The sequence below is a fragment of the Rickettsia gravesii BWI-1 genome (assembly GCF_000485845.1).
GTDB classification, from domain to species: Bacteria; Pseudomonadota; Alphaproteobacteria; order Rickettsiales; family Rickettsiaceae; genus Rickettsia; species Rickettsia rickettsii.
Window position 1 is genome coordinate 1 of record NZ_AWXL01000014.1, and the last position, 12,379, is coordinate 12,379.

The following is a 12,379-nucleotide window of genomic DNA, read 5'->3' on the forward strand; positions in this document are numbered from 1 at the left end:
CGGTTCTCGTATGGATGAGGTAATTTTTGAGGAGTTTAAAGGTACAGGTAATTCCGAGATAGTTCTAGATCGTAAGATTGCCGATAAGCGTATTTATCCGGCTATTGATATAACTAGATCAGGAACTAGAAAAGAAGATTTATTAGTAGATAAAATAATATTAAATAAAATGTGGGTTCTTCGTCGTATTATCGATCCGATGGGTAGCAGTGAAGCAATAGAATTTTTACTCAAAAAACTTGAAAATACTAAAACTAACGGTGAGTTTTTTGAGATGATGAAGAGTCCTGAACGTCCTAAGAACGGTCTATAGTCAATTGATACCTATATTGTGCTTCGTTGTTCGTCGGCTCACTTATTATTATAGGCTTCGCTCCTCACGCCTGTCACAGTATAGGTCTGAATTAACTATAGTATTCTAAAAAAGTATATAAAATCATGAGTATAACACCTGATTATTTAATTGAAAGAAGACAAATAAAATCTCGTTTGTTAATTTGGAAGCTAGCAGCTATTATTTTAATTGCGATCATATTCTTACTAGTCGGTAAAGATTTTGCTCCAAAAGAGGTTTTATCTATGAATAGTAATGAAGACTATATAGCTTCCGTATTAATAGACGAAATAATTCTTGAAGACGAAAAACGTGACAAAAAGCTCAAAAAAATAATCGATGATTCTCATATTAAAGCGTTAATAGTTAATGTAAATTCTCCCGGCGGTACGGTAGTCGGCTCTGAAAAAATTTATAATATTCTGCGTAAAATATCCGCAAAAAAGCCGGTAGTGATAGTTATGGGAACAATAGCTGCAAGCGGTGGTTATTTAATCTCTCTTGGAGGTGATTATATTATCAGCCATAACGGAACTATTACGGGTTCAATCGGTGTAATACTACAAACAGCCGAGGTAACAGAGCTTGCTCAAAAATTGGGGATTAAGTTTAATAATTTCAAATCAGGTGAATTAAAAGCTGTCCCAAATCCTACCGAAAAACTGACGGAAGCAATGCGGGTAGCCATTATGGAAAATATAGAAGATACTTATAATTTCTTCCTTGAACTTGTTTCAGAGAGGCGTAATCTTCCTATAGAAGAAGTAAAAAAGCTCGCAGACGGACGAGTATATTCAGGTCGTCAGGCTTTAAAATTAAAGCTTGTGGATGCTATAGGCTCGGAAGATACTGCATTAAAATGGTTACAGGAAGTTCAGAAAATTAATGTTAATCTACTAGTTAAAGATTATCAATTAAAACCAAAACCAAAATTAATGGACATAATACTTGAAGATTTTGATAGTATAGCACCTAGTTTTTTTAAAAATAGTTTTAATGGAATCAAAGCGATTTTTTAATAATGATTACTAAGAATTATTTAATAGATAAAATACATGATAAGCTGAATTATCTTTCTAAAGAAGATGTTAAAGATTCAGTAGATTTAATTTTAGATTATTTAAACGAATCTCTTAAAGAACAAAAGCGTATCGAAATCAGAAATTTCGGTAATTTCTCTATCCGCAAACGCAAATTTCCTGAAAGCGCAAAATTCTATAATACGGTTTATTACAGAATGCCTAAAAATTTATTTAAGGAGTAAATAAGTTATGGAATGGGCTAAATATAGTACTATAGAGAAGTGGCAAATAATAAAAAGCATGGTACTACATAATAATATTTTTTCCATGGCTCTTCATATTGAAGATTTAGAACTCTTCAAAAAAATATTATCGATAGATGGGAAGCTAATTATTTAAGCACTTAATATAGACTCTTTTATATATCACGATATTATAGGTAATGGGAAATATGATTCTTTTTTTGAAGCATTATATAATTACTTAAATGATAGTAAACCAACAATCATGCCTTTAGTATCTGAATAAGAAAGAATATTATCCTATTGTTGAAGAATTATGTAATGAATCTTTAAAGGAAAAAACATCATCAATAATGATATATTTAGAAAAAGAATCTGATAATCACCCTCTACCTAGATGGGAATATGAAGAAACTTTAGAATTTTATTTAAAAACTAGAAAAAATTATCCAAAATAGAAAGAAGCGAAGATGAACCTAATTTAAATTATGCAGAATTAGATTTAAAATATTATGAAGAATCTTTAGACTATTACTAAAAGGTTATAGGGTAGGGTAATAAAATTTTCCTCTCACTTGACATTATAATAATAGGCAACTATCTTAAGTGTAAAACTAAAACAGGGTATTTATGATAAGATATTTAATAATTTTATTTGCTTCTATAGCTTTAATTGGCTGTACCGGTCAAAAAACTACGAAACCCAAAGAAGTAATAGAGCTTGACGGTGATCCAAGCTATGCAATTATGAAAACAACCGATAGTACTAACAGAAATATAGCTAGCACTACTTCATCTCTTCCGAGCACTCCGGCTAGATAGAAATGCTTGCTATTATTTCTTCTGCTAAAACTCTAAATTTCGAGAAGTTAGCTCCCAAGACGGAGCTGACGACTCCAATGTCCCTTACGTTAACTAATCAACTACTTTCTACACTCCAAAGCTATTCTGAGAATCAATTATCGAAAATAATGAATATAAGTGTAAAACTTGCACTTATAAATAAAGAAAGATTTAAGGATTTTGATAATCAAGAGAGTAAAGCGGCTATTTTTGCTTATGCAGGAGATGTTTTTAATAATATACATATAGAAAAATTAACTAATCATGAATTAAATTTCCTACAATCACATTTGCTTATTATATCAGGACTTTACGGAGTCTTAAAACCGCTAGATACTATTAAGCCGTATAGATTAGAAATGGCAACAAAATTAAATGAAATAAATTTAACAAACTTTTGGCAAGATGAAGTCACTAATTATATTAATAAAATTCTTGCTAAACAGGAAAAGAAATATTTACTCAACCTAGCATCACAAGAATATTCATCTGTAATAAACCCAAATAAACTTAAATATCAATTAGTTAAAGTTCATTTTAAAGAAAATAGGAACGGTAAATTATCAACAATCGGTATAAATGCTAAAAAAGCTCGAGGGGCGATGGTCAAGATTATTGCTAACAATCTAATTGACTCACCTGAGCTACTTAAGAATTTCTCATATTTAGATTATGCATTTAGTACTAAACACTCATCCGATAACGAATTGGTGTTTATTAAGAGTTAAAATAGCAGAGGTGAAATACCAATAGAAATGAAGTTATTAACTTTAATTAAAAAATTAGTAGTTTCTTTACAAAATAGTGGATTTACTTTATAATACATGCCTATTTATTAATAAGTATTTATTATGATAAAAAATCCTAAATCTTCAGCAGTCTCAAAATTTAATCCTATAGCATAGTCACACAATAAAATAATATAGAACCATTAAAAAATGTAAAAAGCTCTATAGATGCCAGTGCAGAAATAGCAACAACTCTTTTAAACTCTTTAGATAGCAAAACAACAAAAAAATTGGGTATGCCACAAGTAACAAGCCTAAAACTTAATACACTAAAAACTTTATTTTTGATAATTATGAATATAAAAATATTCAAGAACATAAAGTGCTGAAAGAAGCCTTAAGCAAATATCATGTTGCATTAAAAGCGAATAAAGAAATTAGCATTTTTATAAGCCCCAAACCATGTGGAAGTAGCAGAAAAATTATTTATAGATATATTATCAAAAGCAAATATAGATTTAAATTTAATATATTCCCAATACGAATTGCAAATTCATAAAGCTTATAACCAATACTTTATTTGAGTTAGTCAATCAGTTTATATCAATGGAGTATGGAGATAAAATTATTAAAAATTTAACACCTCATATAAAGCATTATTACAATATTACATATACGCTCTCTACCATGTTAATTAATAATAATCACCTAGATGCAGCTAAAGAATTGCTTACGGCAGCACTTAGCAATATCACTATAGATGATCAAGTAAATGCCAAAGATATAGGTTGGTACCAGTATAACTTAGGGGTTGTTTATTATAAAACTGGTCAATTAGAACTTGCTATAAAATATTATAATAGTGCAATAGATAGGTTACCTGAAGAGGAAGAAATTATATATAATTTATGGACTATCTATGGTTATTACTCTGATTCAAAAAATATAGAAAATTTACTAAATAAAATGCCTGAAGGTGGCCTTAAAGCTTTACTAAAATTAGGTCGATACTTAAATAATATCACCAATGAAAAATTAGAGACAATGAATTCTAAAAATTTATTACCTTACCACGTTCAAAGGTTTGAGTTTTATAAATATACTGCTAAATATAATGCTCTTTCAGATGAGAGAAAAATTGCACAAAAAATACGTTTAGCAAAGGATTTAAATACAATAACTAAAAAAACTGATATCAATAATACTGATGAGTTACTTGTACTTTCGGTTGCCATTTATACAAAACAATTGGATATAGCACGTAATATATTAAATAACATTCCTAACAACGATATTGCTATTTATAAAAGTTTAAATTTATCTACTTTAGCAGCTTTTCCTGATCCAAATTCTATAATTTATAATGCAAGTACATTAAAAAAAGAAGAAATAACAGAAGTCCTTAATGCTGCCAGCATCTCGCTAATGGCAGAAGATGCAAAAGAATTTGTTTCTAAAAATGCTCAAAAAGTTTTACAAAATGTAGAGAAAGTTTTAGAAGACGCCCCTCAAAATGAAGAAACTTTAGAAATTGGAATAAATGCTGCTAACCAAGCGATGCACCGTCACACTACAATAAAGGTGTATCATTAAGAAAATTAGGTAAATACCAAGCAGCAATTGATAGTTTTGACTTAGCTATTAAGTATCAATCTTATTACGCCGAGAGCTACTTAGAAAAAGCTATTACTTTAGTGCATTTAAATAAACATAAAGAAGCTCAAGAAAATTTTAACTTAGCTCTTAAATATAAACCAAATCTTATAATAAAATATGAAGCAATAATTAACGCTCTAAGAAAACTCGGTAATAATCTTATGGCTGATTATTTGAAAGGAAAATTACAAATACTAAAGCATCATTTATAAATTGAAGTAAATGAAGATTACTTATTGTTAGTGCTGGCAATAATTTTCACTATAGTTAATTACTCATGAGCTACCAAAACCAAAATAATTTTACTCGTGGTTCTCAGATTTTTGCTCATCAGATGAGAATGCTCGGGCAAGGCAGTATTAATGCTTTAATGATTGGCTTGGTATCTGCTGTAGTGTGGTTGATGTTTCGTACATTTCAGAAATTACCTTGGCTGAGTCTTTATTATTTTATTATAGAGTGATATGTACCATTAAAACTTGCTATAGGACAGAATTTTTATCCATTAAAGCAAATAGGAATAAAATTTTATTATATAGAACAAAAAGCGTGGGTTTACCGTAATGCTAAAGAATTTATCCATAAATTTTGGTATGTTACACCGCATTCGTATAATATAAATGAATTTTGAGCGTTTTTATTACATTCCGCATTGCAAGAATCTTTGATTGCTTTTACTATTGGAATATTTATAGTTATTATCTTTTTTACTTACCGAGGTAAGCAAGCGATTATAAGAGATAAGATCAGAGGAGCAGATTTTATAGCAGCGAAATCTTTAGCTAAAAGAAGCTTCTAATATTTGTTTTTCTGGTTTGCCGTTAGTATAAAATAGCGAAAGCAAACATATTCTTATCACTGGAACTACAGGTAGTGGTAAAACCAATATGATAAATGAGCTATTACCTCAGATTAGGAAAGAGCGTGGTAGAGCGATTATTGTTGATTTAACAGGTAGCTTTAATAAGTTTTTTGATCCCAAGTCTGATAAACTGCTTAATCCATTTACAGCAGGGAGTAGGCACTGGCTGCCATGGAGTGACTGCCAAGAGATTTCTGATTTTGATGATATAGCAAGTAGTTTTAGCAGTTATAATACTAAAATTGATGATTTTTTTGCTAAAACTGCTGAATTAGTGTTAGCTGAAGGGTTAAGATTATATCAAGATAGCAAAGATATTAAAAAATTAATTAATGCCATAACTTACTCAAGTAATAAAGAATTTGCCAGGATTTTTAAGGCGACTGCTGTATCCGGTATTATAAGCAGTAGTGCTCCTGAAACATCTGCAAGTATTCAAGCAACTATTAGTAAGAATATTGCCTCATTAAAACATTTAGAGCCTAATGGTAGTTTTAGTATTAGAAAATAGTTTAGCGAAGAAAAAGGTTGGCTGTTTATTACAACTGCTCCTAATCAGAGAGTAACACTTAGACCATTGATTTTTGCATGGATTAGCATAGCAATAAAAGCATTAATGGATAGAAATATCAATAATATTAATCAAAACATGTGGTTTATTATTGATGAGCTACCAGCTTTGCACAAAATATCTTCTTTAGGGGTAGCTTTAGCTGAAGGTAGAAAATATGGTGGTTGCTTTGTTGCTGGTGTGCAGAATATTTATCAGTTAGAAGAAATATATGGTTTTGCAGGGAGTAATTCAATGCTTGATCTATTTGATAGCAAATTCATCTTCCGAGTAAGTGACTGGCAAACAGCTCATAAATCAGCTTTAATACTTGGTGAGCAAGAAATTATTGAAACTCAAGAGAATCTCTCATACGGCGCTAACTCTATGCGTGATGGGGTTAATATGCATCACTTAGAGAGAAGAAAATTGTTAGTAATGCCACCTGAGATAATGAATTTAAAAGATCTTACCTGTTATGTAAAACTTGCTGGTAATTTTCCTATTACTAAATTACCAATGAATCTGCAAACTTGATTTGAATATAAAAAATATAAAAATCATTTTAATAGCACTTTTAAAAGATTTTAATTACTTGATATAGGTGGAAATTACCTTAACACACAAAATCTTATTATAATGCTCCTTAAAATCGCTAATTTACCATTGTGAACTTTATTACTAAGGCAGTATTAAAACATCTGTTTTTAATGTTCCCCTACGGGAAGATATAATAAAGTTGCTTTAGCAACGAATTTTATCAACAAGTATGAGAAGTTATAGAAAAATAAGCATTTGCTCATTTAAACAAATCATTGTGGGCAATGATTTGTGGGCTAGGGGATATATGGTGATCAGTTCAGGTAGTCCGTCCGCCAAAACTCAAAAAATATCACTTGTGGCACTAATTTCCAAAAATAGTACGCTTATAAAGCAAATTACTATGATTTTGAGGGGTAATTTCAAATTTTTGTATCAAAAACACACTATTTCCCAAAACGCACTCAATTTTCTCATTGCCATTTTTTTGTATTTCCATAAGCTTTTGATATAAAACCTTTCATTTTCTTATGGATTTTACTATTACTTTTTGCCTTAAAACCTAGTATCTATAAGGCCTGTAGAGTTTTAGCGGATGGACCAGGTAATATAATTGATGAAATGATACAGTACTATATTGATGAACAGGAAGGTTAACCTGTGAATAATTATCGATTTCTAATCAATTCCACTTTATAAACCCTCAGCTTATAGCTGAGGGTTGTTTAGTTGAATATTTAAAAAATATATCGATGCTAAAATAAATTATTAATAAAGTAAATCCTATCAATAATATTTTTACGATAAAGAGCGAATAAAATCTTTTCCAAGACCAGTGACATTAGAAATGAAAGAAAAATTGCAACCTTGAGATAGCATTTTTCTTGCTATTTCTACTCTTTCTTCAGCTTTTCCTTTTTCAATGCCTTGAATTATGCCTAGTATATAGCTTTCTTTACCTCCAATACACCCACTGGTGCTACTTTGACTATACTATTTAAATATATTACTTTATCTAATAACTTCTGAGCATAAATACATATCTCAAAATTTGTTTGATAACCTTCTATCTTTTTCATTAATGCTTATTAATTATTTTCAATACTTTTTACCTAAATTTTCCAAGTAATCCTATATCTTTTGATTATATATATAACAGCTGTGATTTCTCCATCAACATATGATCCAACAAAAAAGCCAGTTTTTCATACCTACCACTATGCTCGTTCAACAACATTGTTATCAATCTCTATTTTACCATTATCTAAAAACCTCATTACAGAGTTGCCTCATTATTTAGAGAACATAATCAATAGCTCTATTCTTGGCACTTTTTTAAGTAGTATATGATACAATATCTCCTGTTAACTCTGTTGGTTTTATAAAAAAGTTATCTTGTTGAACCGTAAAAACAAATTCATTATTAACAGAACAGTTATTTTATTGTTGTTTATCTTGTATACCAACATCATAATTATTGAGTCTTGTTAAACTATCTATATTAGTACGAGACACATAATACTTATTCACTTTGTAAGTGTGATGTGCACTACCGCCGTATTGTGCTTGCCTATGCATAGTGGTAGAGCGTATTTGAAGTTCAATATTACCTTTATTACTACCACCTGATATGATTAAATGTATTGATTGATAGCCATTATTCTTGGGATATCTAATATAATCAACAAACTGTGATGTTATGGTATTATAATATAGATGAATTAATTTAGACAAATCGTAACATGCTTTTTTATTTGGTACAATTGCTCTAAAAGCAAGAATATCATTAAGTGCTGTAATATGGATATCTTTAACAAGTGTTTTTATCCATATAGAATATGGGGACTTAATTCTGTAGCTTAAGCTCGCTTTTATATTTAGTTTTTTAAATATATTTCTGAATTGATCGTCTATATTGTGAATTGTATTATCTATGTCCGGATATAGCCATTGCATATAATGAAGAATTCTATCACGTTCTTCAGGATATTGAATCTTAAAGCATAAATCTTGTAAAAGATAAGCAAGGTTATGGTGTGCTGTATATGATAAAAGATAAGGGATATAACAATTAGTGATGATCTCTGATATATGCTGAGCATCGGTGTTATTATACTCAAGGTTAAAAATACTCACCTTATATAATAATGGAACAAGCGAAGTTAATACCGCTATTTCCTGTAGTTTGGAATTAATAGTTAATAACAGCTTATGGAAATGAATATATTGCTCAGCATATGGTTTATCGTGAATAGTAGATAATTTATTAATAACATCAACTAGATATATAATATTATTATTAAAATGATTATAATCTTCTAGATTAAGATGTTGTTGTATATTTTCATGTAATAGTACTGCTGTGAATGAGGAAGAATCTAGTTGTAATGCTTTTGTAATGGTATGTATTTGGTCAGGATAGGTTTTATCAGAGCAGTATTGATGGTATAACTCTAAAGCTTGATTAATGCATGAATTATTGGTGATATTTTGATATAACATCATTTACTTAAGCCTCTGTGAGAGAGTTGCAAGATAAAAAATTTTTCACCACACATTTTATCTTGCAACACTCTCAGTACGATTTAATTTTTTGTAATTTGCAGCTATATTAAAGCAATGTGTATATAATTGTCTTGCAACTCTCGGCACTTTGAGATAAGTGGTAATAGTTGAAAAAGATTGTAAAGTTTCTAAAATCATTTTCCGCCCTTTTTTAGGAGATTTAGCTCCTAGCGTTTGTATATTATGTAATCGATCAAATAATTTAATTAATAGCAACTCTTTTTTCTTTTGCTGATATAATATTTTAACTATTTCTGCTGAACTAATTTTTTTATCATTTTTAACTCGTGTTAAATCTTCAACTTGATTAGCAATCTTATGACCAAACTCTTTTACAATCATTTCTTTAGTAAGTAATGTATCTTCAATACAATCGTGCAATATGCTAGTTACTATGATATCTGTTCTAAATAAATAATCAGAAACCATGTATGCTACTTCTAAAGAATGTGAGTAATAGAATTCTCCTGTTTCTCTCTTTTACCTGCCATGATACTTTTTAGCAACATAAATTGCTTTTTTAATTTTATTAAGATCAACCATGTTTTTAGAAATCTTATTAATAAGCATGATCTTCGTTAATAGCCTTTTACTATATCGGCAATTTGATAGATCTGTAATTTTTATTTTATCTAGCTCAAGATCTATACCTTTAGGTTTTAACTGTCCTATAATAGGATCTATAGTTTTTTGATGATTTTCTTGACTTTTTGCCATATATCCATCCTTACTATAATTTTATTTAAGTGTAGCAAGTAAATCGCAATAATCAAGAAAATCATTATTATTAGTTAATGCACAATCATCAAAACCTTATAAGTCTCAACATTATGTATCATAAATCAGATCATCAAGAAGAGGTAACTTAATTGGTATATTACAGACAATAGTAGTACTTTTACCTTTTTCACTTGTTACTTCAATCTCTCCATTTAACTCACCAATTAGACGCTTTACAAAACTTAATCCTGATCCAAGTCTATTATATTGCATAGCAACATCAAATTTATCAATCTTTTCATGAAGATGTTGCCTGATTTCTTGAGACAAACCAACACCAGTATCATGCACCATAAATTGGAATGCCATTTCTCTATTTTGTTGTTCTGATTCTGATAATGCAGGACTAATAGCAAACATATTCACTGTTACCACAACTTTGCCTTCTTTAGTAAATTTAATAGCATTATCTATTAACTGCTCTAATATTGCCCCTATTTGATAAGTATCATTAATTATAGCATTGGTTAAATCATACTGAAAATTACAAGATAAATTTAATCCCTTACATTGAGCTATTGGCATCGCTTTATCAATCATCTTATTTACCAACTGTTTTGGATCAAACTTATTTAAAACTATAGGAGATAATCCAAAATTATTCTGTAAATAACTAAGTATATTATTATAATAATCTAGTAATTCTTCAGCACAACTTACCACACTAGCTAAATAATCCTTTTTTTCAGGATTATCTTCTATTTCATAAAGAGTTGTTACTAATGAAAAAATTCCATTATAATGGAATCTTTAATCTATGTACCATATTTTAAACTACATCTCTTTTAAATAACTCAGATTCTTTCAATTTATTATTTGCTTCTTGTAATTCTAATTTATATTTAATTATATCAGTATAATTTGTGATCGTCGAGTTAATGATATTCTCTTCTTGCTGATATGGTATTAATGTGACAGATATGGGAGATAATTGAAGATCCCAATTTGTTTTAGTAAGATTAGTTGCATTGTACACTTGAATAAAGCCACTTTTTTGTAACTCAAACAGACATTGTCTTATACGTTCTTGACAAGCACCTAAGGACTGCTGAAAGAAGAGGTAGGTTTCCTTAAGTTCATCGATACTATTATTGTGATAGATTTGCAAGCGAAAGACTATTAGAGATAGTAGCTGCCTTGCAGTTTTACTTAATATTTTGCCATTATGCGACGAGAGATCACTCCATTCAGGCGGGATAAAATTACCAACAAAATTATAGAAAATGATTTGATTTTGATCATCAAAATTATGCGTTGCACAATCATTAGTAAAATGCGATGAGTATATAGTAAGCATACGGAGTATTAAGCTAAAATTAGCAGATTAAGAAAAGCTTGATTGTAAGGTGGTGGGCGATAGAGGATTCGAACCTCTGACCTTTACGATGTCAACGTAATGCTCTAACCAACTGAGCTAATCACCCTTATGTAATTTTGGCTTTATCGAATTATGGACCTTATAATATTTACAATTAAGATAAGTGTCAATTGATTAGTTCAAGTTATATATTAAAAAGATTATATTGATAAAAAATAGTTGTATAATATATCAAATTTGATATATTATACATATGACAAAGTGGATTATAAAATCTATCAATAATGCTGCGGAGAAAACAGTACAGAAGCTTACTTATGATCTACAAGCTAATTTTTTACATCTATGTGAACTGCTTATTGAGTTTAGTCTACATAACGTAGGGATGCCCCACACAAAAAATATAGAAGGCAAATTTTGGGAACTATTATTTAGCTATGGATAAAAAAATAGTTATATTGCATACATTTATTAAAAAAACAGAAAAAACTCCTAAAACAGCTATTTCAATAGCTAAAACTTAAGATTAAAGGAAGGTTTTAATGAAAAACTGTGATGAATTTAAAAAAGAGTTTATTATCAAACCCTGAAGTAAAAAAAACTTATGAAGAACGAAAAATGGAATTTGAGATAGCAAGCACTTTAATAAAAGCTCGTCTTGCATCTAATATGACTCAGGCGGATGTTGCTAAAAAAATGTCTACTTCTCAAGCTCAAATAGCAAGAATGGAAAGCGGACATCATATTCCTAATTTCTTAAGCCTTCAAAAATACGCTAAAGCTGTAAATCAAAAAATTAATTTGTTGATTACCCCATAGGATGTACTACTAAATCTATATGTAGTTTTTAACCCTTGTTTTTTTAAAAAATTCATTAATGTACTAGATTTCAAGCTTTATTTCCATTATTTATAATATTTTATTATTTAGTATATAATT

The 12,379-nt window shown here is 29.3% G+C and carries 11 protein-coding genes, 1 tRNA gene and 7 pseudogenes; 12 read left to right on the plus strand and 7 right to left on the minus strand.

The features are described 5' to 3' along the window. The 10 genes and pseudogenes from RGRA_RS0104450 to RGRA_RS14800 form a co-directional block, all read left to right on the plus strand. A pseudogene (locus tag RGRA_RS0104450) lies at positions 1–313 on the plus strand (transcription termination factor Rho); the annotation flags it as partial. Positions 314–438: 125 nt separating this feature from the next. Continuing rightward, on the plus strand, positions 439–1,353 hold the full coding sequence (gene sppA, locus RGRA_RS0104455) for a signal peptide peptidase SppA (protein ID WP_017442917.1): 915 nt from the start codon (positions 439–441) through the stop codon (positions 1,351–1,353). Positions 1,354–1,355: 2 nt separating this feature from the next. Continuing rightward, complete coding sequence (locus RGRA_RS0104460; protein WP_017442918.1) at positions 1,356–1,598, plus strand: HU family DNA-binding protein; 243 nt, start codon at positions 1,356–1,358, stop codon at positions 1,596–1,598. An 85-nt stretch (positions 1,599–1,683) separates the two neighbouring features. Further along, a pseudogene (locus RGRA_RS14355) lies at positions 1,684–1,884 on the plus strand (hypothetical protein). 344 nt (positions 1,885–2,228) lie between these two features. Continuing rightward, entirely contained in the window at positions 2,229–2,420 is a 192-nt protein-coding gene (locus tag RGRA_RS0104475) for a hypothetical protein (protein ID WP_017442921.1), read from the plus strand. Positions 2,421–2,422: 2 nt separating this feature from the next. After that, entirely contained in the window at positions 2,423–3,169 is a 747-nt protein-coding gene (locus RGRA_RS0104480) for a YaaA family protein (RefSeq protein WP_017442922.1), read from the plus strand. A gap of 606 nt (positions 3,170–3,775) precedes the next feature. After that, positions 3,776–4,762, plus strand: a complete 987-nt coding sequence (locus tag RGRA_RS13435) for a tetratricopeptide repeat protein (RefSeq protein WP_017442925.1) — start codon at positions 3,776–3,778, stop codon at positions 4,760–4,762. Positions 4,763–4,809: 47 nt separating this feature from the next. Beyond that, positions 4,810–5,037, plus strand: a complete 228-nt coding sequence (locus tag RGRA_RS13445; RefSeq protein ID WP_051354054.1) for a hypothetical protein — start codon at positions 4,810–4,812, stop codon at positions 5,035–5,037. Between the two features lie 65 nt (positions 5,038–5,102). Next, positions 5,103–6,774, plus strand: a pseudogene (locus RGRA_RS10595) (type IV secretion system DNA-binding domain-containing protein). A 591-nt stretch (positions 6,775–7,365) separates the two neighbouring features. Next, positions 7,366–7,434 (plus strand): annotated as a pseudogene (locus tag RGRA_RS14800) (IS200/IS605 family transposase); the annotation flags it as partial. Positions 7,435–7,718: 284 nt separating this feature from the next. Here RGRA_RS14800 and RGRA_RS14600 read toward each other — a convergent pair. The 7 genes and pseudogenes from RGRA_RS14600 to RGRA_RS0104555 form a co-directional block, all read right to left on the minus strand. Further along, positions 7,719–7,856, minus strand: a pseudogene (locus tag RGRA_RS14600) (HD domain-containing protein); the annotation flags it as partial. A gap of 138 nt (positions 7,857–7,994) precedes the next feature. Continuing rightward, positions 7,995–8,057: pseudogene (locus RGRA_RS14605) on the minus strand (hypothetical protein); the annotation flags it as partial. A 160-nt stretch (positions 8,058–8,217) separates the two neighbouring features. Then, on the minus strand, positions 8,218–9,282 hold the full coding sequence (locus tag RGRA_RS0104540) for an HD domain-containing protein (RefSeq protein WP_236609801.1): 1,065 nt from the start codon (positions 9,280–9,282) through the stop codon (positions 8,218–8,220). 54 nt (positions 9,283–9,336) lie between these two features. Beyond that, a pseudogene (locus RGRA_RS08915) lies at positions 9,337–10,059 on the minus strand (HD domain-containing protein). Positions 10,060–10,170: 111 nt separating this feature from the next. After that, positions 10,171–10,785 carry a sensor histidine kinase gene (locus RGRA_RS08920; protein ID WP_017442897.1) on the minus strand — a complete coding sequence of 205 codons (615 nt, stop codon included), beginning with the start codon at positions 10,783–10,785 and terminating at the stop codon, positions 10,171–10,173. A 106-nt stretch (positions 10,786–10,891) separates the two neighbouring features. After that, complete coding sequence (locus RGRA_RS14610) at positions 10,892–11,419, minus strand: hypothetical protein (RefSeq protein WP_236609802.1); 528 nt, start codon at positions 11,417–11,419, stop codon at positions 10,892–10,894. Between the two features lie 50 nt (positions 11,420–11,469). Continuing rightward, positions 11,470–11,546: transfer RNA gene (locus RGRA_RS0104555), tRNA-Val, on the minus strand. Positions 11,547–11,877: 331 nt separating this feature from the next. Here RGRA_RS0104555 and RGRA_RS14615 point away from each other — a divergent pair. Further along, on the plus strand, positions 11,878–11,964 hold the full coding sequence (locus RGRA_RS14615) for a type II toxin-antitoxin system RelE/ParE family toxin (RefSeq protein ID WP_201766281.1): 87 nt from the start codon (positions 11,878–11,880) through the stop codon (positions 11,962–11,964). Positions 11,965–11,995: 31 nt separating this feature from the next. Next, the gene (locus RGRA_RS0104570; protein ID WP_017442893.1) at positions 11,996–12,259 is read left to right on the plus strand and encodes a helix-turn-helix transcriptional regulator; all 264 of its coding nucleotides are present in this window, start codon (positions 11,996–11,998) and stop codon (positions 12,257–12,259) included. Positions 12,260–12,379 lie beyond the last annotated feature (120 nt).

Bases quoted from the DNA above. Each gene is read 5' to 3' on its own strand.
- sppA (WP_017442917.1), top strand. From the start codon at position 439: ATGAGTATAACACCTGATTATTTAATTGAAAGAAGACAAATAAAATCT.
- RGRA_RS0104460 (WP_017442918.1), top strand. From the start codon at position 1,356: ATGATTACTAAGAATTATTTAATAGATAAAATACATGATAAGCTGAAT.
- RGRA_RS0104475 (WP_017442921.1), top strand. From the start codon at position 2,229: ATGATAAGATATTTAATAATTTTATTTGCTTCTATAGCTTTAATTGGC.
- RGRA_RS0104480 (WP_017442922.1), top strand. From the start codon at position 2,423: ATGCTTGCTATTATTTCTTCTGCTAAAACTCTAAATTTCGAGAAGTTA.
- RGRA_RS13435 (WP_017442925.1), top strand. From the start codon at position 3,776: ATGGAGTATGGAGATAAAATTATTAAAAATTTAACACCTCATATAAAG.
- RGRA_RS0104540 (WP_236609801.1), bottom strand. From the start codon at position 9,282: ATGATGTTATATCAAAATATCACCAATAATTCATGCATTAATCAAGCT.
- RGRA_RS14610 (WP_236609802.1), bottom strand. From the start codon at position 11,419: ATGCTTACTATATACTCATCGCATTTTACTAATGATTGTGCAACGCAT.
- RGRA_RS14615 (WP_201766281.1), top strand. From the start codon at position 11,878: ATGGATAAAAAAATAGTTATATTGCATACATTTATTAAAAAAACAGAA.
- RGRA_RS0104570 (WP_017442893.1), top strand. From the start codon at position 11,996: ATGAATTTAAAAAAGAGTTTATTATCAAACCCTGAAGTAAAAAAAACT.